18 protein-coding genes are annotated in these 21,972 nt (G+C 61.0%); 10 read left to right on the top strand and 8 right to left on the bottom strand.

Features of this window, described 5'->3' with window-relative positions; translation table 11 throughout:
- The first annotated feature begins 3 nt into the window (after positions 1 to 3).
- The 5 genes from ACIOYV_RS00920 to ACIOYV_RS00900 all read left to right on the top strand — a co-directional run bounded on the left by ACIOYV_RS00920 (position 4) and on the right by ACIOYV_RS00900 (position 4,098).
- Positions 4 to 1,209, top strand: coding sequence for a GNAT family N-acetyltransferase (locus tag ACIOYV_RS00920; RefSeq protein ID WP_401320016.1), 1,206 nt, complete (start codon positions 4 to 6; stop codon positions 1,207 to 1,209).
- The gene (locus tag ACIOYV_RS00915; protein ID WP_163914026.1) at positions 1,181 to 1,972 is read left to right on the top strand and encodes a ChbG/HpnK family deacetylase; all 792 of its coding nucleotides are present in this window, start codon (positions 1,181 to 1,183) and stop codon (positions 1,970 to 1,972) included. The genes ACIOYV_RS00920 and ACIOYV_RS00915 overlap by 29 nt, the downstream gene beginning before the upstream one ends.
- 114 nt (positions 1,973 to 2,086) lie before the next feature.
- Positions 2,087 to 2,785, top strand: coding sequence for an N-acetyltransferase (locus ACIOYV_RS00910; protein WP_401320012.1), 699 nt, complete (start codon positions 2,087 to 2,089; stop codon positions 2,783 to 2,785).
- Between the two features lie 708 nt (positions 2,786 to 3,493).
- On the top strand, positions 3,494 to 3,787 hold the full coding sequence (locus tag ACIOYV_RS00905) for a type II toxin-antitoxin system RelE/ParE family toxin (protein WP_163914022.1): 294 nt from the start codon (positions 3,494 to 3,496) through the stop codon (positions 3,785 to 3,787).
- 2 nt (positions 3,788 to 3,789) lie between these two features.
- Positions 3,790 to 4,098: an addiction module antidote protein gene (locus tag ACIOYV_RS00900; RefSeq protein ID WP_163914020.1), complete on the top strand. Its 309-nt coding sequence runs from the start codon at positions 3,790 to 3,792 to the stop codon at positions 4,096 to 4,098.
- A gap of 14 nt (positions 4,099 to 4,112) precedes the next feature.
- On the opposite strand, the gene ACIOYV_RS00895 is transcribed toward ACIOYV_RS00900, so the two are convergent.
- A complete protein-coding gene (locus ACIOYV_RS00895) occupies positions 4,113 to 4,925 on the bottom strand; it encodes a class I SAM-dependent methyltransferase (RefSeq protein WP_401320009.1) in 813 nt (270 codons plus the stop codon).
- A gap of 176 nt (positions 4,926 to 5,101) precedes the next feature.
- Between ACIOYV_RS00895 and ACIOYV_RS00890 the strand changes: the two genes are divergently transcribed.
- Positions 5,102 to 5,488: a hypothetical protein gene (locus tag ACIOYV_RS00890; RefSeq protein WP_401320006.1), complete on the top strand. Its 387-nt coding sequence runs from the start codon at positions 5,102 to 5,104 to the stop codon at positions 5,486 to 5,488.
- A gap of 3 nt (positions 5,489 to 5,491) precedes the next feature.
- On the opposite strand, the gene ACIOYV_RS00885 is transcribed toward ACIOYV_RS00890, so the two are convergent.
- The 7 genes from ACIOYV_RS00885 to ACIOYV_RS00855 all read right to left on the bottom strand — a co-directional run bounded on the left by ACIOYV_RS00885 (position 5,492) and on the right by ACIOYV_RS00855 (position 15,450).
- On the bottom strand, positions 5,492 to 6,034 hold the full coding sequence (locus tag ACIOYV_RS00885) for a hypothetical protein (RefSeq protein WP_401320003.1): 543 nt from the start codon (positions 6,032 to 6,034) through the stop codon (positions 5,492 to 5,494).
- A gap of 119 nt (positions 6,035 to 6,153) precedes the next feature.
- Positions 6,154 to 7,578: a sigma-54-dependent transcriptional regulator gene (locus ACIOYV_RS00880; protein ID WP_401320000.1), complete on the bottom strand. Its 1,425-nt coding sequence runs from the start codon at positions 7,576 to 7,578 to the stop codon at positions 6,154 to 6,156.
- Positions 7,547 to 9,037 (bottom strand): sensor histidine kinase, encoded by a 1,491-nt coding sequence (locus ACIOYV_RS00875; protein ID WP_401319998.1) that lies wholly within the window; start codon positions 9,035 to 9,037, stop codon positions 7,547 to 7,549. Before ACIOYV_RS00875 ends, ACIOYV_RS00880 begins: the two co-directional genes overlap by 32 nt.
- Before the next feature lie 99 nt (positions 9,038 to 9,136).
- Complete coding sequence (locus ACIOYV_RS00870; RefSeq protein WP_401319996.1) at positions 9,137 to 10,162, bottom strand: SCO family protein; 1,026 nt, start codon at positions 10,160 to 10,162, stop codon at positions 9,137 to 9,139.
- Positions 10,163 to 10,179: 17 nt separating this feature from the next.
- Complete coding sequence (locus tag ACIOYV_RS00865) at positions 10,180 to 12,990, bottom strand: multicopper oxidase domain-containing protein (protein ID WP_401319994.1); 2,811 nt, start codon at positions 12,988 to 12,990, stop codon at positions 10,180 to 10,182.
- A gap of 184 nt (positions 12,991 to 13,174) precedes the next feature.
- Positions 13,175 to 14,623 carry a sensor histidine kinase gene (locus ACIOYV_RS00860; RefSeq protein ID WP_401319991.1) on the bottom strand — a complete coding sequence of 483 codons (1,449 nt, stop codon included), beginning with the start codon at positions 14,621 to 14,623 and terminating at the stop codon, positions 13,175 to 13,177.
- Between the two features lie 458 nt (positions 14,624 to 15,081).
- On the bottom strand, positions 15,082 to 15,450 hold the full coding sequence (locus ACIOYV_RS00855) for a DUF6124 family protein (RefSeq protein ID WP_401319990.1): 369 nt from the start codon (positions 15,448 to 15,450) through the stop codon (positions 15,082 to 15,084).
- A gap of 722 nt (positions 15,451 to 16,172) precedes the next feature.
- On the opposite strand from ACIOYV_RS00855, the gene ACIOYV_RS00850 reads away from it, so the two are divergent.
- From ACIOYV_RS00850 to ACIOYV_RS00835, 4 genes are read left to right on the top strand one after another with little or no spacing between them, the layout of a single operon-like run.
- On the top strand, positions 16,173 to 17,519 hold the full coding sequence (locus tag ACIOYV_RS00850) for a hypothetical protein (protein ID WP_401319988.1): 1,347 nt from the start codon (positions 16,173 to 16,175) through the stop codon (positions 17,517 to 17,519).
- Positions 17,520 to 17,554: 35 nt separating this feature from the next.
- Positions 17,555 to 19,801 (top strand): Ig-like domain-containing protein, encoded by a 2,247-nt coding sequence (locus ACIOYV_RS00845; protein ID WP_401319985.1) that lies wholly within the window; start codon positions 17,555 to 17,557, stop codon positions 19,799 to 19,801.
- 60 nt (positions 19,802 to 19,861) lie between these two features.
- Positions 19,862 to 20,323, top strand: a complete 462-nt coding sequence (locus ACIOYV_RS00840; protein ID WP_265039325.1) for a curlin — start codon at positions 19,862 to 19,864, stop codon at positions 20,321 to 20,323.
- Between the two features lie 28 nt (positions 20,324 to 20,351).
- Positions 20,352 to 21,800, top strand: coding sequence for a curlin (locus tag ACIOYV_RS00835; protein WP_401319982.1), 1,449 nt, complete (start codon positions 20,352 to 20,354; stop codon positions 21,798 to 21,800).
- Positions 21,801 to 21,972: the final 172 nt, after the last annotated feature.

Raw genomic sequence — 21,972 nt, 5'->3', positions numbered from 1 at the left:
CCGATGCCGACGCGATTCGAATGGCGCACTTCGCTGTGCGCTCCGGACTTTCCGGCAGCGGCTTATGAAGCACTGCGCCTGCGAGTGACGGACCACACACCGTTCAACACCCTGGCCTGGCTGGGCGCTGCGGAACAGGCGCTCAAGGACGGCGAGCGCCTGCACGTGCTGCTCGGCTGGCAGGGTGATGAACTGGCGCTCTGCCTGCCGCTGGTGACGTCGCGCGAACGCTTTGGCGGGTGGCCGTTCCGGGTGGTGCATCACCTCGGCTATCCGCTGACCGATCGCCTGGCGCTGCTCGCCTGCCTGGATGCCGAGAGCATCCGCAAGGCGCTGATCGTGATTCGCCGCCGCATGCCTCATGCCTTGTTGCAACTCAACGAGCTGTCCGAACCCACGGGCGAAGAAAGTGCCCTGACGGTGTGGATGGCGCACAGTTCCACCGGTGAACGGCGCCTCAGTTGCAAGGTGCCGGTGCACCTGATCAGCGAAGCGGATCGCCAGGAAGTCTCGGGCGATCCGCGCTACAAACTGCGTCGCGCGCGCAAACGCATTGCGGCGTGTGGCGCCGAAGTGCGGCGCATTACTCCCGACGCCACGAGCATGGGCCCGCTGTTGCAGGCCATCAGCGAAGTCGAGGCGGTGAGCTGGAAAGGCGATGAAGGCGTCGGCATCTTCGCCGACGAACGCCATCGACAATGGATGGACCGTGCTTTCACCGCCCTCGCCGCTCGCGGACTGGTACGTGTCGTAGTGCTCGAACTGGACGGCCGCTGCATCAGCTATCGCCTCGGCTTGCTGGAGCAGGGTCGGCTGTACGATTACAACCTGGCGTTCCTGCCGCAATACGCCGATCTGGGCAGCGGCCGGGTATTGCTCGAAGAGTGGATTCGCTGGGGCCTGGACGACAACTGGCACTGGATCGATGCCTCGCGGGTCAGCCTGGAAAACTCCAGCCATCAACTCCACGAGCGCATGACCGGGCAACTCGAACACTGGCGCTGGAGTTTCTATTCCTGGCGGCCGAGCGGGCTGGTCCTGGGGCTGGCATTGCGCGTCTGGCAGCGACTCAAACCGGTCTTGCAAAAACGGCGGGCGAAACGCGCGGCAGCGGTGGCCACGGTCTCCACGCCAGCGATTCAGCCTCAGGCGCCTATTGAAAAAACCATGGAGGGCAAACATGCCTCACCAAGTCATAGTCAACGCTGACGATTTTGGCCTCAGCCCTTGCGAAAACGCGGTGATCCTTGGCGCCTTCCAGGCCGGGGTCATCAGCTCCGCCACGGCCATGGCCAACATGCCGGCCTTCGAAGCGGCGTGCGTCATGGCCCAGCATCCGTTGCTGGCAGGAAGGATCGGCCTGCATTTCAACCTCACCTACGGTCGACCATTGAGCCAGCGCATTCTCAAGCGCTCGACGTTCTGCGACAGCCAGGGTGAATTCGACCTCAATCTGCCCCGCCACAGCCTCTGGCTCAACCGCCTGGACCGTGAAGCGGTGATGGACGAGTTGGAGGCCCAATGGCAACGCTGCCTGGACAACGGCGTGCGCCCCAGCCACCTCGATTCCCACCAGCATGTGCACAACATTTGGCCCATCGGCGAGATCGTCGCGCGCTTCGCCGCACGCCAAGGAGTCGCCGTGCGCCTGGCGCGGAATCTGGGGCAAAACCTGAGCCTGCCCAAGCGCGTGTTCAAGGGTTTGCTCAACCGGCGTCTGCACAATTTGGCCGGGGCGACGGCGGACTATGTCTGCACGCCAGTCGACCTGCGCAACGCTCCCGTGCCGACCGACGGTCTGCTGGAAATCGTCGCTCATCCGAACCAGCTCGGGGCGGATTTTGGCGATGCGTACCTGAACCCCGGCGAGTCGCTAACGCAGGTGCTAGAGCGGCGCCTTGCCGGTATCGAGCGGGTTTCTTATGCGGTTGTCAGCAGGGATTTTCAGGCCGGAACAGCCGCACTCGAATGAGTTACACACATTGCAACATATTCAAAGCTGGCGCTTTGACATGAACTTGCAAGCTTCATCTATACCCATCAAAAGCCTCCCCACAACACCCTGGCCTCGGCTAAGGAGAGCGTCATGAATGTCATCGAAAAGCTACGCGAACGCATCAGGCAAAAAGGTCTGGGCAACCTCTTCCGGGCATTCTGGAAGCGCTACGTATTCTTCCATTGGGAGCTGCTGTGGATGGAGCGCGACCTGGTCAGCCCGGTGCCGCCGCACAAGTTGCGCCCCTACTCTGGCTTGCGTCAGGTGACCATTACCGCGGACAACGCAGTGGCGTTCACCAAGCACTTCGGTGATCGCGTGGGAACCATGGCCGAGCTCGCCGCCGAAGGCCACACCGGGCACATGTACCTGGACGAGGAAGGACACGCGGTCGGCTTCATCTGGGGCAGCACCCGGGACTACCACGACCGCCACTATTACGGCTGCTGGTTTCCGGTGAAGCCAGGGGAGTTCTTCGAATTTGGCGGCGAAATGATCCGCGCCTATTTCGGTACCAGCCTGTCGGTGGACGTGCAGGTCGCCCTCTGGGAGGCCATGGCCGCCCAAGGCTGTGACAAAGTGGTGGACGTTTGCGAAACCCACAACATCCCGGCGCTGAAACTGCACATCCGCATGGGCTACCACGAACAGGGCCGCGTGACCCACGTCTATGGCCTGTTCGGCGGCCGCTGGCGCTTCTTCCGCGAAACCCGCTACCAAGGCTCGCGCCTCGACCCACTGCGCAAACCAGGGCGGCCAGTGGTGGCTGGGGCAACGGCGGGGGCTTGAGATAAGTCAGGCGCAACGCTGAACCCTCTGTAGGAGCAAGGCTTGCCCGCGATGGCGTCCTCGAAATGGCCTTCGCGAGCAAGCTTTGCTCCTACATTGGTTTTGTGTTGTTAACAAAATCTGTGCCGGGACCCAATCTCCTGTAGGAGCGAGGCTTGCCCGCGAAGGCGTCTTCAAAATTGCCATCGCTAGCAAGCTTTGCTCCTACATTGGTTTGGTGTCGTCCACTAAATCCGTGCCTGGCCCCAGTCCCCTGTAGGAGCAAGGCTTGCCCGCGAAGGCGTCCTCGGGATTGCCTTCGCGAGCAGGCTCGCTCCCACAGTGGTTTTGTGTTGTTCACAAAATCTGTGCCTGGACCCAATCCCCTGTAGGAGCGAGGCTTGCCCGCGAAGGCGTACTTGAAATTGCCTTCGCGAGCAAGCTTTGCTCCTACATTGGTTTGGTGTAGTCCACAAAATCCGTGCCTGGCCCCAATCCCTTGTAGGAGCGAGGCTTGCCCGCGAAGGCGTCCTCGGGATTGCCTTCGCGAGCAAGCTCGCTCCCACAGGGATTGGGGTTGGAGACTGGTTGTCTGAACGACGCAAAACAACTGTGAGAGCGAGCTTGCTCGCGAAGGCGCCGTTTTCCCACACCCTTGTGGGAAGAAAACACCCTTAACCCAAGAAAAGCCTGACTGCTGGACCGTATCCATATAGATACAGTCCAGCAATGAACTATCTTATTCAACAAACACATACTTTCTCGGCATGGCACGTCTCAGTTCGTGACTTACGGGCAAAGTTCGCCATCGCTCGTCGCATTGATCGTGCCTCTGCGGGTAATCTAGGCGACATCAAGTCGCTGGGTGATGGTGTTTCCGAAATGCGCGTGGACATTGGTGCAGGCTATCGAATCTACTTCACCATGCGAAACGGCGTGGTCATCGTATTATTGGCCGGCGGCGACAAATCCTCGCAAAGCTCTGATATCCGGCGTGCAAAAAAAATGGCAAAGGAGGTTTAACCATGAGCCAAACTTTGACGACATTCGACATGGCAGCGCTGCTCGACAGTGATGAGGCCATCAGCGAATATCTCTCCCAGGTACTGGCAGAGGGCGACAACGAAGAGTTTCTCCGCGCTATCGGCTACGTGGTAAAAGCCCGTGGCATGACACAAATCGCCAAAGATTCCGGGATGGGGCGCGAAAGCCTCTACAAGGCCTTCGCTCCGGGTGCAAAACCACGTTTTGATACGGTGCTAAAGGTCATTCACGCCCTCGGAATTGATCTCTATGCGCAGCCAGGTCACAACCTCAATCATTCGAATCTCTGAAAAGTGCTCCTGCGCTAGATTCCTCGCCTCACCGCCACCCACGTGAAACACAACGGCAACTGCGCCACTTGTTTTTCATACCGGTCATACAGTTCTTCGCGGTTGGAATGCGGGTATTCCTTGAAGTGGCTGATCTGCAATCCGGCGTCGATGGCGCCGGTGAAGATCGCGCCGAGGGTGTGGACGAACCAGTAGGACGGACTGGCCGGTTGTTCGACTTTGCCTTCGTAGACGATTGGCTGATGCTGCACGAACGGTTCGCTGCGGAAGTACGAGCTGTCCAGCCGATAAGGGTCGGTGGCTTCGGGGTCGAGCATTTCCAGGAACGGGTGGGTTTCGTAGATCACCACTGCGCCGCCCGGCTTGAGGGTTTTTGCGACATGGCGGAAGAACTCGGCAATGTCCGGCATCCAGTTCAAGACACCGATGGTGATTAGTGCCATGTCGAAACGGTTGTGCAACGTCGTCGGCAGATGATGGATATCCGCTTCAATGAATTCAGCATCATGCGGCGAACGCGCCGTCAGTTCCCGTGCCTGTTCGAGAAACGCTGCAGACTGATCGACCCCCACCACCCGCCGCGCGCCCAGGGCAAATAGCGAAAGGCTTTCACGGCCGTTGTTGCAGCCCAGTTGCACCACGTCCTTGCCCTCGACGCCCACTTGTTCCAGCACACTGCGCAGGGTGTCATCGATGCAGCAAAAATCGGCCTGGCTGACGGCGTCGAGCACGGCCAGCCATTCGGGATTGTCTTTGTGATGCCTTGCAGAGTCATTCCACGCCTCACGGTTGCTGGCGACGGCTTGTTGTTTGGTTGGCATGTCCATTGCGCACTCCAGATCTCGTTTTTATTGACCGGCACGAGTCTAGATCAGCCGCTGGAAAAGCCCATCGGCGCTTTGTTGCGAACTTGTAATCCGGGCCGCGCGAACGCATCAGCGCAAGGCAGCTATAGTTAAAGGCCTTGGGGAAATGCGGGAAAACCGAGTACGCAGGTGTCGCCATGAAACAAACCGATCTGACGCTGTGCTTCATCGCCCTTCTGACTGCCGCCAGCGCGGTGCATGCGGACGAAAGTCCCATGCAGACTGAAAGCTCCAGCAGTGCACTGATCTACTACGGACCCAACCAGCCCTTCGCGCACCCGGCGCCGCCGACCTTGAACTCCGTGCCACCGCGCTCATACATCCCGAGCGCGCCTCAGGATTTCATCCCGATCGCTACTGAGCATGTGTTCTACGATTCGCAACTGCCCACCGTGGCGGATGCCAACGTGCGGGTGTTTATCCGATCCTACGACCCGGAACGCGGGATCTACGTCAACGACGAGGTGCTCGACCCCTCGTGCCTGTTGGCCTGCCTCACTCGGCAGGAACAAGCGATGCCTTGAGTGTCAGTCGCAGGGCCAGGTATGCCGCAGCGCCGCCCGGCGATCGATGGCGTTGCGCAGCCTGCGTTTCTGGGTTTCCCAGACCTCGCTGTCCACCTTGCTGGAACGCATCATGTCCAGCACGGCTTGCTTGGCGTCCAGGTACTCGTCCCAGGCGTCCCGACGCTTGAGCCGAAGGCTTTCGTCTGCGGACATTTCCATATGGCGCAAGGCCAATTCACAAGGATCGTCCACCACCACCCCCACCGTCAGTTGAATCCGGTGGGGCGCGCGGAATTCGGACACGGTGGTGAGGATCGCCTGGGCGCGTGTGCAGCCCCATGCCAGGGCTTTCGCCAACGTGGGATGGCCCTCACGGTCATAAAATTCTTCCGCCAGCGGCGTGCCATCGCAGGTGTACACGCCGATGAACACCTGAGTCACCTGCTCACGATTGAACCGCGCCTGCACCTCGACCTGCGTACCGTCGGGCAGCACTTCATCGTGACTGCGACCGTGTAATTGGCTGTTACTCCAGAGCCAGAACTGTGCGCCTCTACGCCGCATGCCCATTACTCCATCAAAGGGAAAAATCAGTAAGGCACAGGCTTTGTGGATTTTCCACCGAGCCCGCCTACACCTCGTCGTCCTCTGACAAATTGCCGACTATCAGTCAATCGATGCCGCTACCACTGACGCTTGTCCGGCCGTGCCAGGCCGAGTTTTTCGATCCGGTAACGCAGCATGTCGCGGCTCAGGCCCAGCAGGCGCGCAGACTTGGTGACGTTCCAGTCAGTCTTGTCGAGCATCTTGCGCACCATGTCCCGCTCCACTTCCGGCAGGTTCATCGATTCGACGTGACTGCTCGGCCGCGGTTCGAAGTATTGCGTCTCGGGCATGACCAACGGTTCATCGACCAGGCTTTGGCAGACGTTCAATTGGTGCGCGGCCACGGTGTCGCTCTGGGCCAGCAACACGGTTTGCTCCAGCATGTTGCGCAACTCGCGCACGTTGCCCGGCCAGGTGTAACTGAGCAGCAACTCTTCGGCCTGGTCGCTGAAATACAAGTGCGGTTTGCCATAGCGTTTGCCGTGAATCGACAGGAAGTGACGGGCCAGCAACAGCACGTCTTCACCGCGAGCATGCAGGCGCGGGACCTTGATCGAAATGATCCGCAGGCGGAAGAACAAATCACGCCGGAACTTGCCCTGCTGGACCATCTGCTCCAGGTTGCAATTGGTGGCGCTGATCACCCGCAAGTCGACTTTGCGCTCCTTCACCGAGCCGACCCGGCGAATAGTCCGGTCTTCCAGCAGCTTCAGCAGTTTGGCTTGCAGCAGCAGGTCCATTTCGCCGACTTCATCGAGAAACAGCGTCCCGCCGTCGGCGGCTTCCACCAGCCCGACCCGGCGATCCTTGGCATCGGTGAAGGCGCCCTTCTCGTGGCCGAACAGTTCCGATTCCACCAGGTTGGACGGGATCGACGCGCAGTTGAATTCGATAAACGGACCTTTGGCCCGTGGCCCGTCGAAGTGCAGCGCGCGGGCCACCAGTTCCTTGCCGGTGCCGGTTTCGCCTTCCACCAACACTGGCGGCAGATCGGTATTGGCCATGCGGCGCTCGGCATCGAGCAACTGGCCGATGGTGTTTTTCAGGTAGTGCATCGGTGCCGACTCGCCGATCAACGCCTGCACGCCGGACTTCTGCGCCTCGCGTTCCTGATAGAACGACAACGTGCGCTCCATGCGGTCGGTGGCCAGGGCCTTGTCCAGCAACAACTTGAGCTCCGGCAAGGCCACCGGTTTGGTGACGTAATGGAAAGCGCCCTCTTTCATCGCGATCACTGCGTCTTCGACGTTGCCGTAGCCGGTCATCATGATCACCTTCAGATCCGGCGCGCTGATGCGCAGCTTCTGGATCAGGTCGTGACCGCTCATGCCCGGCAGCGAGTTGTCGGTCAGCACCACGTCAGGGACGAAGGTGCCCAGTTGCTCCAATGCGTCCTCGGCCGAGTGACAGACTGTGACCTCGAAGTCTTTGCGCTCGAGGTAGGTCTGGATGTTCTCGGCGAGCAGTTCATCATCCTCGACCAGCAGTATGCTGTGCTCCATATTCCCCTCCCGTTGCCACTTTAAAGTTGAGACAAACGCGGGTTCCTTCCTGCTCCTGACTGGTCAGCACGACCGAGCCCTGGAAGCGTTCCATTATTCGTTTGACCAATGCCAGGCCGACGCCCAACCCGCCCTGCTTGGTGGTGAAAAACGGCTTGAAAACCATCTGTTGCTGTTGTTTGCTCATGCCCTTGCCGGTATCGCTGAGGGTCATGGACACCTGCCCCGACGCTGGCGTCTCGATATCGACACTCAGCACCCCGCCCTTGGGCATGGCTTCCAGGGCATTGGCGAACAGGCTATTAAGAATTTGCGTGAGCAGCACGGGTTGGCTGACCACCGGCGGAACGCTTTTCGGGGTGAAATGCACCTCGACGTTCGAGCGTTTGATCAGCGGTTCGAAGGCGCTCAAGGTGTCGTCGATGGCCAGCACCAGGTCCACGGATTCGGAGTCGTCACTCATCGGCCGCAACGACACCAGCAACTCGCGCACCCAGCGCGACATGCGGTCGACCTGGCTGATGATGTCGCCAATGTTCTTCTGGGCGCCCTGGCTCGCGACCTCCTGGGCCAGTTCGGCGCTGGAACGGATGGTGGCCAGCGGGTTGCGCAAACTGTGGGCGACCGCCGAGGACATTTCCCCGAGGGCGACGAAGGTCTCGTTGCTGATCAGTTGTTTCTGCTGGCTCTGCAACAGCGTCGCGGCGCGCCGTACGATCCAGAACAACGCCAGGTAAATCGCTGCGCCGCCGAGCAGCGTCGCGATCCAGATCGATTTGAAGCCGCGCCGGATACGCTCCACCAGATCGGCCGGTTCCTTGTAGATCTCGACCATGGCGATGACTTTGCTCTTGTCGGCGTTGAACATCGGAATGTAGTTCTCGATGAACAGCAGCTGCGGCTCGCGCAATAGCCTTTGTTCCGGGCGTTCCTCGTCGATCTGGTGGTAGCTGGAGGACACCGGCTGCTTCATTTCGAAGGATTCATCCAGTTCCTCGTCATCCTCGATACGCATCCCGACCAGCTCCGGGTTGGTTGACCAAGTGATCGTGCGGTCCAGGGCGTAGACGGTGGCCAACAGGACGTCAGGCAGGTGTTCCACGTGATCGAGAAACTCATTGCGCGCTGCGGCCCGGGACAGCGGATCGACGTCGGGATAGGCCCGCTCCTGGCGCGGGTCCAGCAGCTCGCCCATGGTGCGTGTCGGGGTGATCCCGGCGTGGCGCAGTTCGGCGTCACCGATGGCCTGGATAAACTGCGCGGTGAGCAAGGCATCGCGCTCGATGCTTTCGGTGACCACGAAACGCGTGGAAATGTAGCCCAGGCCCAATGCCACGGCGGCGATGATGAAAAAACTGGCCAGGGAAAACCAGCGCAACAGGTTGAACTGACCACCCCAGCTCTTGCGCGCTGCTGCCGGCAGGGCCGGCGCAGGTACTTTTTGTTGTTCTGTCTGCATGGGAATGTCCTGGGTTCTTGCGTCTAGCCTTTTTAGCGGTGTCACGGACAGTGTAGGTCGCAATGTCCGGGGCCGACGGCCAATGATGTTATTTAGCCGCTAGTTCATTTGCGTCACCGCTGGCACCGGGTTCGCCAAGGGTTGCTGGCGATCGGTTTCTTCCTGCAAGAAGTCGATGATCGTCTGCGCGGAATGCTCATCCAGGCGCAAATTGGGCATCGGAATATTGTCGAAACGCTGGTACAGCTCCACTGCAACCGGGTCTTTCTCCGCCAGCATGCGGTCCGGCTCGCGAATCCAGCGGTTGAGCCAGGCCGGTTCGCGCAGACGGGTCACGCCGATCAAGTCCGGACCGATGCTGCGCATGCCGATGCCCTGCCCGTCTTGCGGCCCGAGGCTATGGCACGAGGCGCAACGGGTGCGAAACAGCTCCTCGCCGTTGCTCGGCGGGCGAATTTCCGGTGCGTTGGCATAACTTTCCTCAATGCTGGGTTGCTTCCAGTTCTGCAAGGTGTTGGCCAGTTGATCGGCCAGAATCCACGGGTTCTCGAACGGTGAAGCCTTCATCCAGCGACCGCTGGCCTGGTTACCGACGATCAGGCTCAGGTTGTGGTCCTTGCTGCGGCCGTTGTCGACGCCCTCGATAAACAACCCGAGTTTTTTGCGCAGGTCGGTGACGTTGGCAAACTCGCCGGTCAGAAACTTCCAGCCCGGCCCGACCTTGAAGCGTTGCGCATAGGCCTTCAGCACCTCGGGCGTGTCGCTGAGCGGGTCGATGCTGATGGAATAGAAAAAAACGTCCTTGCCGACCCGATCCCCGAGCAACTTCTGCACCTGGCGCAGGCGTGCGGTTTCCAGCGGGCAGGAATCACTACAGGAAGTGAAGATGAAATTGATCACCACCACTTTGCCTTTGATCAGGTCATCGAAAAAACGCACCTGCTGACCGTCCTGGTCGGTCAGCAAGGTGTTGGGGAAATAGTCGCCGCCCCAGGGTGTCGCCGACTCGCTCGGCGACAGTGCCCCTTCGTGGGCCAGGAGCACCTGACTGGCCAGCAAACAGGTGACCAGGACCAGAATCAGGTGCATGCCCAGGGCGCGGGAGCGCGGCGTGTGCGGTGCCATGTCGGCTCCCCGGCGGTTCATTTTTTCACCGCCACTTGTGGACCGTAGCCGTCGCCGGTACGGAAGGTTGGCAGCGCGGCGGAGTTGACGTAGCGCACCCCGTCCCAGCTCGGCAGCGGGGTCGGCATCAACTGGAATTGCCCGGGTTTCTCAATGTCCCAACGCAGCAGCATCGAGTTGTCCTCATGCTGGGTGTTGTGACAGTGCTCCATGTAGGTCCCGGCGAATTCGCGGAAGTTGATCGCCATCTCGACGCTGTCCAGGCCATCGTTTTCCGAACCGATGCGGTACACATCCTTGCGCGCCCATTTTTCCCATTCCGGTGGCGCCTTGCCGCCGCGACTGAGGATGATCCCTTCCTCGAAGTGCACATGCACCGGGTGGCTCCAGCCCTTGCCGCCGGCCTTGATGTTCCACACTTCCAGGGTGCCGAAACCCGTCACGCCGGCATCGGTAGGACCGGTGGCCAGTTTGGTCGCGGTGTTCAAGCGACGAGGGTCCATGTGGAAACCGAAACCGCCGTCAGTCTTGACCGTCCACGGGGCTTCATCGGTGCCGTCGGAACGGCCGAAGGTGAAGGTGCGGTGACGGGCGTTGGCCAGCAGCACTTTGTCGGCGGCGTTGTCGCGGTGGATCTTCAGCGGAATCATCACCATGCCTTCGGCTTTGCCCGGTTTGGCTGGTTCATACGCTGCAGGGTCCATGGCCAGGTCCTGGCCGGTGTAGGCCTTGACGTTGAGCTGCATGACTTTGCCCACGCCCGGATCACCCTTGTCCCACTGCGGTCCTTTGCTCGATTGCTTGATCACCGCCAGGTATTTTTCCGAGAGCACATCGCCCAGGGCAATCGGCTCTTTCGGCCCTTTGCCGTCGTCGTGGGCCATCAGGTTGACCACGAATAGCTTGTCACCGGGCTTGATGCCGTTTTTCGCGAAGTTGACGATGATGTCGAAGCGTTCGGCGATGCCCTGGGTTGGCAGGATCGCGTTGTGGTTCTGTTTGTCACCGTCGGCGTCGAGGTCCATGGTGCCGTCGAATGGCACGCTGTGTTCCATGATGTTGCCGTCGTTGGCAATCATGTGGAACGGCACGCGGGCATAGGAAACACCGGAGTTTTTCGGCCCCTGGAACTCGCCGCTGCTGCCCTTGACCTCACGCACGATGGCGAACTTGAAGTAGCGCGACACCGAGCCATTGAGGATGCGGAAGCGATAGCTGCGGGCCCGCACATCGAGGGTCGGTTTCCACTGCCAGTTGACCAGCACCTGGTCACCGAGGAAGCCGTCGGTGTTGAACGGGTTGAACCACAGCTGACCGGCCTGATCCCACGCCTTGTCGGCGAACACCAGGTTGACGTCGTAGTCGCGGTTACCCCATGGCAAGGCGCTGCCGCTGGGGAAACGCAGGTTGACGCCGTCGTTCACCGATTCGTTGCCACGGTCGAGCGCGCTGTAGTAGTTCATCATCGCCGCGTTGCCCTTGTAGACGTTCTGCGCGGTGAAATCGAGCATGTGGTCGTGGAACCAGTGGGTGCTCATGGTTTCGCGCCAGTCGCCACGGATTTTGATCGTGCCGTTTTCGCAGGTCTTGCGGCTTGGGCTCAGGTCGTTGGTCCACAGGGTTTCGCCCGGTGAGCACGGGAACGCGGCGCGCGGGTCTTCCGCCTTGGTGTTGATGCTGTCGTAACCGGCCAGCTGGATCGGCCAGCGATAGTCGTAATACTGCCCCGGGAAGAAAAACGCGTTGGCATAGCCGTCGCTTTCCGCCGGCGCGTGACCGTTGTGTTCGTGGGTACTGATCGTGTGCAGGCCAAAGCCCATGTTGGCCGAAGGATCGATCGGCAAGCCGTTGTAATGGCGCATCAGCACTGGCTGACCGTAGCGCACCATGAGCAATTTGGGCGGCAAGGTGCCGTCGAAGGTCCAGACCGAGTTGTGGTTCTGCACCGGCATGTTCGGGTGAAAGCGCGCATCGACGCCTTTGGCGGTGCCATCAGTGGCCGGCACGCCCGCGACGTTGTGATACAGGCCGCCGGGGCCGAATTCGCCCATGGCATAACCGTGCATCTGATGGCTGTCACGCCAACCGCTGTTGAGCCTCGCCCCGGTTTGCACGGTTTTATAGGCCACTTGCGGGTAGAACTCGTTCCAGCGCTGATGCGACCAACCCTTTCCTGGCGGACGCCCTTCAGCGGATGAACCGATATGGCGGTTGAGGAACACCTCGATCTGCGACTGCCAAGGGTTGCGGTCCACCACGTTGGAGAACTGGCTGGGGAACGGCGTCAGCCCCGGTTGGCGCAGGAAGGCGTCGAGGGCCACGCTGGGTGGCGCACTGCGCGCTGCGTTGGTCGGGTCCTGCTGGGGCAACGGGCCCACCGCTGCCGGCGGAAAGCCCAAGGGCGCTGCCGGTGTAGTGGGGTCGAGTTTTTCCGGGCCGAACTCTTCGAACAACACCAATTGCTGAGTGAACGGCTGGGCACCGAACAACGGGCTCGGCTTGCCATTGGTGGGGTAGTTGAAACTGGTCTGCACGGTCGGCGGCAGCACGTTTTCCTTACGCGTGTCGTTGCGGCTGCCTTTGACGCCATCCGGCAAATCGAAGGAATCTTCGTTGGCCTCGGGCATGGTCAAAATGGCGTTCAGGGCGGCTGGTTCGTCAGCCGGTTCGTCGTAGTAAGCCGAAGGGTCGGAAGGTTCGGGCTGACGCTCATCGTCAATCGGACTGGCGCGCAACGAGGGCATTGCGCCCAGGGTCATCGTCAGGAGGATACTCAGTGGGGTCAACAGGCCGAACCACTTGCAGGGGTGCCGCGCTTTTCTGTCCATCACCAGCCGCCTCGAAGTCATGAAGGGGGTAATGGTGTTTTGCAATTACCTCGCCATACTTTTCGCGGCCCTATACCAAAGTGTTAACACCTGTTGAATCAATGGCTTATCAACATCATTTGGCCACCCATGGCCAAACGACTGGGGAATGACACCCGCTAACGGGGAAAGTTCATCCCCGTTTTCAGGGGATTAATTTAAACGACAGACGGACGCAAGTGCCCTCGCCTTCGCGGCTGCCGAGGGTCACCGCACCGCCAAAACGTTCCATGATCCGTTTGACCAGCACCAGCCCGACGCCGAGCCCGCCGGCCTTGGTGGTGAAGAACGGCCGGAACGCCATGCTGCGCTGTTCTTCGTTCATGCCTTTGCCGGTGTCGCTCAGCACCACGCTGACGCCACGGGTATCGGTCGATTCCAGGCTGATGGTCAGGGTGCCGCCCTTGTCCATGGCTTCCAGAGCGTTGGCCATCAGGCTGTTGAGGATCTGCGTCAGTTGCACTTGCTGGCTCAGGACCATCGGCGTCTGCTGCGGATTGAACACCACGTGGACGCCGGCCTTGGCGATTTGTTGCTCGAACGCCATCAGGCTGTCGTGGATCGCCGCCACCAGGTTCACCGGTTCCGGGTCATCGTTAAGCGGACGCAAGGATTGCAGGAGTTCGCGGACCCACTTCGACATGCGATCGACCTGGCCGATGATGTCGTTGATGTTCTTGTGTGCCGGGCCGTTGTCGAACTCCAGGGCCAGCTCGGCGCTGGAACGAATGGTCGCCAACGGATTGCGCAGGCTGTGGGCGACCGCCGAGGACATCTCGCCCAGGGCGACGAAGGTTTCGTTGGTGATCAGTTGTTTTTGTTGCTCCGCCAGCAGGATCGCGGCTCGGCGCACGATCCAGTACAAGCCCAGGTAAATCAGCCCACCGCCCAGTGCGGTGGCCAGCCAGATCAGCGCCAGACCGCGCTCGATGCGGCTGATCAGGTCCTTGGGTTCCTTGTAGATCTCGACCATCGCCGTGACGTTCTTGCCGTCGGCGTCGAACAGCGGAATGTAGTTTTCGATAAAGATGTAGTCCGGTGGCGTGATGAACTTTTGCTCCATCCGCTCCTTGTCGACGTCGTGATAACTGGCGGAGACCGGGATCTTGTACTCGAAGGCGTGATCCAGATCTTCGTCGGCGTGGATGGTGGTGCCCATGAGTGCCGGGTTGGTGGACCAGATCACCATGCGGTCGGGGGCATAGATGTTGGCCAGGATCACGTCCGGCAGGTTGGCGATATGGTCGAGGAATTCAGCTCGGGCATTGGCCCGTGCGGCGGGATCGACATCGGAAAAGAGCTTGTCCTGGCGAGGGTCGACCAGCTCGCCCATGGTCCGCACGTTGGGGATCGACACATGCCGCACTTCGGCGGAGGCGATGGCCTGAATGAATTGCGCGGTCAACAGGGCATCGCGCTGCACGCTTTCGGTAATCACAAACTGCGTGGACACCGCCCCCAACGCCACCGCCACAGTCGCAATCACCGCCATGCTGATCAGCGAAAACCAGCGCAGCAGGTTGAACGGCTGTTTGCGCGTGCTCAAGCGAATGTCGCCTTCCTCGGGCCGGAGCATTTTTTCGGACATAGTCATGGGGTTGGATCCCGACGATTCACCTATAAGGTTATAGCCCACTGTTTGGTGTTTGCCCCAATGCCAGCAAGCTAAGCAAATCGGTGTCGGCCACAAATTTTGCGAACGACACCCCTCAAATGTAGGAGCGAGGCTTGCCCGCGAAGACGGTGTGTCAGTCAATATCTATGCAACTGATACACCGCTTTCGCGAGCAAGCTCGCTCCCACAGGGGATTTGTGTTGGCTACAAATTTTGCGAATGACACCCATCAAATGTAGGAGCGAGGCTTGCCCGCGAAGACGGTGTGTCAGCCAACATCAAAGCAGCTGATAGACCGCTTTCGCGAGCAGGCTCGCTCCCACAGGGGATCTGTGTCGGCCACAAATTTTGCGAGCGACACCCATCAAATGTAGGAGCGAGGCTTGCCCGCGAAGGCGGTGTGTCAGGCATGACGCCTTCGCGAGCAAGCTTCGCTCCTACAAAGGCTTGTGGTTATCCAGTACGCGATTGGCCGCCGCCTCTCCCATCAGCAGCGAGCGATGCAACACCAGCAATGTATGGCGTCGCGGGCCTTCCTCCAGCTCGACGAGATCGTTGACGATCTTGCAGGCGGTTGAAAGCGACTCATAGATCTCAACCAGCAACGCTTCGTCATCCACCGCTGCGTCGATGGTGAAGATGGTGCCGGATCTGCGGGGCGGTATCTGCGCTTTCGTCGCCCCGGGGTTGAGGTAGATCTTGAGCGCGCGGTCGGCCGCCACTTTCATTTTATTGGGGTCAAGATCAAAAGAGGCGTCGTAGGGTACTGGATCAGTATTCGGGGGATTGGGCGTTACTTTGAACATAGATAGAACTCCGATGCTGCTTAAATGGAGCCATCACCATCTCGCTACCAAACGGAGGGTGGCGGCCATACGGAGGTTGGTAGACCGGGCATCGGAACCGGCGCCCCCGAAGGAGCCCTACGCATGGCCACCATAAAAACGCAGTCCTGAAAAAGAACCGCTGAAGGTGACGCTATGCGTCGATGCTGAGGGTCTACCAAACCCATCGCAGTATTTCAGCGACGGATACACGATAAAACCCAAGCCCTAGACGCACAAGCCGGCCGATTCTGGCGTACGCGTAGGCAACGGCGCAAGGCGTTGTAGCCGTTTATGACGTAACACCGGGTGTCTTTAAACACGCGCGCAAAAACGTGTTTAGTGCCATCAAAATAAAGACCTCGCTTTGCGGTACACACCCGACCTGTGGCGAGGGGGCTTGCCCCCTCACCACAGGCAAGTCCCCTCACCACAGGGAATCTCCTTCTCTAAAGGAAGCTTTCTCGCCACTGGTTCGGTGGTTCCGCAACCGTGATTTACCCCTTCCCCCACCTGCCCCACTCACCCCCAACTCTGGGGACACTCGCCCGCCCAGACTTCCATCTCTCAATCTTCCACATCGCCCGCAACGCCCGTACCCCGGCCCTTTCCCGTCCATTCCTCGCGATTGGTATGCAATTTGCGCTAGCCCTCTCAACTGGCCCGTCTCCAAGGGACAGGCATTCCGATAGAGGGCTTAACTCATGCACCCTTTACTGTCCAAAACCGCGGCCGCGCTGGTCGTTACCGCTCTTGCCCAAGGTGTTGCCCAGGCAGCGCTGTTTGCCGTCGACCCCGGCCCCTATGTGCCAGCCAACGGTTCGTTTGCCGCCTGGTATCAGGACACCCATGGTCGGACCCTCGACTTGTGCCTGACCAAGGCACTCAGCTCCAGGGTTCCCAGTACACCCGGCGCACCGTCCTACATGTGTCTGCTGGGTGCGGTCCCCGGTGTTTTCGACGACACGCAGCCCATCGTTTTCCCGAGCAACTTTCCCGATGAGGCGTTCTGGTTCACCGGCGACGGCTCAATCGTCGACGCCGCCCGGGGCATCGACTTGACCTACGTCAGCGCCGTGGAAGCCGCCTTCGCCGCTGAAGAACCGGTGGAAGGCGACCAGGTCAGTTTTGGCCGCATCCGCATTCGGGTGGACGTGCCCACCGCCGGTGTCTACACCATCACCCACCCCTACGGCGTCGACATCTTCGACGTTCCGGCCGGTGGGCGTCGCGCCATCAACATGACCCGCGACATCGGCATCGGCACGCCGAAAACCTACGACGGCGCGCTCAAGAGTGACATCGGCCCGTTCCTGCGCAGCATCAACGGCCCCTACACCGAGACCAACCCGGCCACCGGTCAAGCCGAGAAATTCGTTGGCGACCCGAACCTGGAAGAAGCCTTCACCGGCAGCCCTTTCAACACCAACTACATCCGCATCGAAGGGCCTAACGGGCTGGACCTGCGCACCACCGTGATGGCGATCTCCGGCAAGTTGTCGACGGTGGTTCGACCCACTCCGATCATTGCCGAGCGCAGCACTTACTCGCGCAAGGCCGGTTCCAGTGCCCCGGTGGCCCAGCAGGACGTGTTCGTCATGGCCCCGCCACCACCGGCCACCGTGACCCTGGACAGCAACAGCCCGGTGCTGAACCTGACGGAAGCCAACACCACCGGCCATTGGTACGCGCAGTCCGCCACCAACCCGACGTTGCCGAGCACTTTGCAGGTGACCGCCGACAACCACCTGGCCATCCCCACCAGCACGCCGACCACTGTGCCCACGGCGTTGACTGACCTGGTGGTGATTTCGCAAGCCCAGTACAGCCTGAGCAGCGGGCAGCTCTCGATCGTGGCATCGACCAGCGATGAAACATCGCCGCCGGTCCTCACTGCCACCTCTGGCACGGGTGTCGCCATCGGCGCCCTCAGCGGCGACGGCGCGGTGAAATCCCTGTCGACCGGCATCTCGCCGATTCCACCGGCCAAGGTTCGCGTGACGTCATCCAATGGCGGCAGCGATACCGAAGAAGTGGTCATCGTGCAATGAACGCGCACCTGCCCAGATCCTCATCAGGAGGCATCATGAACAAATTGCCACGCCTGGCGCTCAACGCCCTGGGACTGACTCTATCGCTGTCCGGCAGTGCTTTCGCGCAGCTCGCTGCCGTCGACCCCGGCCCCTACACCTTTGCCACCGGCAAATTCCCGATGTGGTATCAGGACAACAATCTGCTGTCGCTGGAACTGTGCCAGTCGCGGGCGACCAGCTCGCGGGTACCGAGCGCTCCTGGCGCACCAACCTACATGTGCATCCTGAATCCGGAACCCGGATTTTTCGACGACACCCAGCCGATGGTGTTCCCGGATAACTGGCCACCGGAAGCGTTCTGGTACCTCGCCGAAACCAACATCGCCGATGTCGGCGGCTATGGCGTGGATGCCTACGTGGCCGGCGTCGAAGCGGCCTTCACGGCGGAAGACCCTATCGACGGCGATCAGGCCAGCTTCGCGCGGATTCGTCTGCGGGTGAACGTGCCTGTCGCCGGGACCTACACCATCACCCACCCGTACGGCGTGGAAACGGTCACCGTCACCGCGCCGGGCCGTCGGGCGATCAACATCACCCGCGACATCGGCATCGGCGCACCGGGCAATTTCAGCGGCGCGCTGAATGGTCAGGTCGGGCCGTTCCTGCGCAGCGTCAACGGGCCGTATATCGAAGTGAACCCGGACACTGGTTCCTCCGAGTCTTTCGTGGGCGACCCGAACCTGTCTGAAGCGGTCACCGGCAGCCCATTCAATAACAACTTCCTGCGGGTGCAAGGGCCGGCCGGGACCATCCAGACCAATCTCTTCACCGTGTCCGGCAAGGTCCTCGACAACCGTGCGCAAACCCCGGTGGAAATTGGCCGCGCCACTTACCGCCGCACCTCTTCAGGCCCGGGCACCAGCACTACCCGGGTAGAAGTGTTTGGCAAATCAACCAACGGTTCGAGCCTGTGCTTCCGCGAAACCGTGGCCCTGGTGCCCGGACCACCGCAGACGCCCTGCCTGACCAACATGCTCGGCGACAACACTGGTCTGTTCTTCGGCCAACGCCTGACGGGGGCCACCGTGCCGGCAGTGGTGGTGCTCACCGCGACCAACCCGGCCGGCACCACCCGGCCGACGGCGGTATCGAGCAAGGTTACCGACCTGGTGAAAATCCAGACCGCTCGCTACAGCTGGAGCAATCACAGCCTGGTGATCGAGGCCACTTCCACTGACGAAGTGGCGGTACCGGATATGGTCGCGCAGGGTTACGGACGCCTGTCGAAAACCGGCACCCTGCAAAAACTCACCGTCGCCGACCTGACCCAGCCACCCGCCACTGTCACCGTCAAATCCGCCTCCGGCGGCAGCGATACCGAGCCTGTCGTGGTGGTGGGTGCTGCACCGGATACCGGCGAGAACCAGGCGCCGCTTTCGGTCGCCGACACCGGCAGCACCAGCTTCGGCGTGCCACTGACCCTCAACCTGCTGGCCAACGACAGTGACCCCGACGGCAACACGCCGCTGAGCATCACTGCGCTGACCCAACCGGCTGCCGGGCAAGGCACCGTGGCCTTGAGCGGCACCACTTCAGTGGTCTACACCCCGCCAGCCGTGGTCAATACGCCGCTGACAACGACCTTCACGTACAAGGCTCAAGACGTCAAAGGCCTGGCCTCGACCGCTGCGGCGACCGTGACCATCACCGTGGCGCCTAACCAGTCTCCGGTGGCGGTTGCCGACAGCGTTGCGACCCTGGGCGTCTCGGTACCCATCAGCGTGCTGGCCAACGACACCGATCCGGAAGGCAACGTGCCGCTCGGCGTCGCCAGCCTGACCCAACCGGCAGCCGGTCGCGGCACCGTCACCACCGACGGCACCGTGATCACCTACAACCCACCGGCCACGGTCACCACGGCGTTCACCACGACCTTCACCTACATCGCCCGGGACAGCTTCGGCGCCCTGTCGACGCCAGCGACGGTCACGGTGCAAGTCTCGCCACGGCCTGCTGCGGAAACCTTCGCGGTGACCACGGCCACGGTCTCGGCTCGCTCCAACAACCGTTTCACCTGGGACTTTGCGGGCACCTCATCGGTGATCACCGGCAACACCATCACCGTGCAGGTCACCACCCCGACCGGGCTGGTCACCCTGGGTACCACCACCGTGCCGGTGACCGGACGCTGGCGGTTGACGGTGAACAACAGCACCACGGTGGCCCCGTCGGCTAACCCGACAGCGACCATCCGCTCGTCCCAAGGCACCGTGCGTACCGTGACGGTCATCGCCAACTGAGCCCTCGCCCCACCCGCCGATCCGGTGGGTGGGGCCGGCCTCTTCCCACAGGACAACAGCATGAAAACGCCGACCGCCGCCCTGCTCTGCCTGCTTCTGCTTTGCAGCAGTGCGGGCGTGCGCGCCGACGATTTGATGGAAAACGACGACCTGGCGCCCACCGCTGATCTCGGTGAACTGCCACCGCCGATTGGCCAGCAAGCGCTGATCAACCAGCTCGGCCAGGCCAACGTCGCGTTGCTGCAACAGAACGGTCAGGGGTTGCTCGGACGGATCGTCCAGTCGGGCAGCAATCAGGAAGCCTACATCCTGCAACAGGGCAGCGACCTCATGGCACAGATCACCCAGCAAGGTAGTGGCAACGACGCCTCGATCACTCAGACCGGCAGCCACAACCGTGCGCAGATTTCCCAGAACGGCAATAACAACGACGCCAGCATCGACCAGGCCGGCACGGGGCTCTCCAGCGCCGTGACCCAGTCCGGTAATGGCATGAGCGTTTCGGTCAAACAATATCGCTAAGCACTGCAATAACCTTGGAGGTTTCATCATGTTTAAATTGACGCCCCTCACCGCTGCCATCCTGGTCATTGTCAGTGCCCAGGCGTTGGCCGACGACAGCGTTTCCTCGCAGAACCAGCTCGGCACCGCCAACATCGCCGACGTGAAACAGACCGCGGCGCCCTTCAGCACCGCGACGCAACAACAACTCGGCCAGGGCAACGATGCCGCCGCAGTCCAAGACACTGCCACCGGCACCATCACCCAGGATCAAGTCGGCGACTACAACGCCGGTTACGCCGAGCAACTGTTCGAGAACGGCAGCAACATCAATCAGCAGCAGGTCGGCAGCTTCAACACCAGCCATGCCAGCCAGTCGATCGGCATGGGCGAAAACCAGGTGCTGCAACAACAGCAAGGCACCGGCAACTTCTCGTTCGTCTACCAGGACAGCCAGGAAGCCACCAAAGGCCAGACCTTCCAGTTCGGTGACAACAACGAAGCCAATATCGAGCAGATTCAACTGGGCGTCGCCAACAACGCGCTGATCATCCAGTACGGCAGCACCAACTACGCCACCGCCGAACAAATCGCCCACATGGGTGGCCAGATCAACCTCAACCAGGCCGGCGAAGGCAACTACGCCTACGGCGACCAGCGCGATGGCATCGGCGGCACCGTGACCGTCAACCAGTTCGGCGACTTCAACGCCACCGAAGTCTGGCAAGGCGGACAAACCGCCAGCCAGGCCACCGTCAACCAATACGGGCAAACCAACGAAACCGTGGTCGACCAGAGCTTCGGCGAAAACAACAACGCCCAGGTGCTGCAAGTCGGCGACGTCAACGCCATCTATGCCGACCAGTTCGACTCCGTCGGCTCGGTCCTGGCGCTCTATCAGCAAGGCACCGGCAACGTGCACTTCACCTACCAGAGCGGCGACAGCCACGTGCTCAACGCCACCTCCGTGGGTAACGGCAACAAGGTCTACGCCAGCAACTGGAAAGGCCCGCAACTGGGCGGCCAGTTCGGCAGCAACCAACGCGCGACCATCAACCAGAACGGCACCAACAACGTCGCCAGCTTCAAGCAGGACGGCGTCGGCCACATCATGACCACCAACCAGACCGGCACCGGCAACAAAACCACGGTCAGCCAGGCTGAAAACTACAACGAGCTGTACTTCGACCAGAACGGCAGCGACAACATCCTCATCGCCGACCAGCGCGGCACCACCAACCTGGCCCAGGGCTCCTCCAACGGCTCGGGCAACAGCACCGAGTTCGACCAATCCGGCACCGGCAACCAGGCGTTCACCACGCAGCTGTATGGCAGTGACAACCAAATCACCGTCAAACAGGCTGACACCATGAACGTCGCGTACGTGACCCAGGGCGGCACGGGGAACATTGCCACTGTGGATCAGAGTGGGGTTACGCAGATGGCGACGGTGCAGCAGTTTGGCTCGGCTAACCAGGCGAGTGTTTTGCAGCAGTAATTGCGGGGGCATGAAAAAACCGCGGCTCTTGGTGGGGTCGCGGTTTTTTTGTGCCTGTGGGAGATGGGGTGACTGTCCGGGCGCCATCGCGAGCAAGCTCGCTCCCACAATGGGTCTGAGTGTATTCGTTAGAGATGGGTTGCCTGACACTCCGCCTTCGCGAGCAGGCTCG

The organism is Pseudomonas sp. NPDC087342 (assembly GCF_044744265.1).
Taxonomy (GTDB): Bacteria; Pseudomonadota; Gammaproteobacteria; order Pseudomonadales; family Pseudomonadaceae; genus Aquipseudomonas; species Aquipseudomonas nunensis.
The sequence above is the reverse complement of the archived record's forward strand: the minus strand, read 5'-3'. Positions and strand labels throughout refer to the sequence as shown.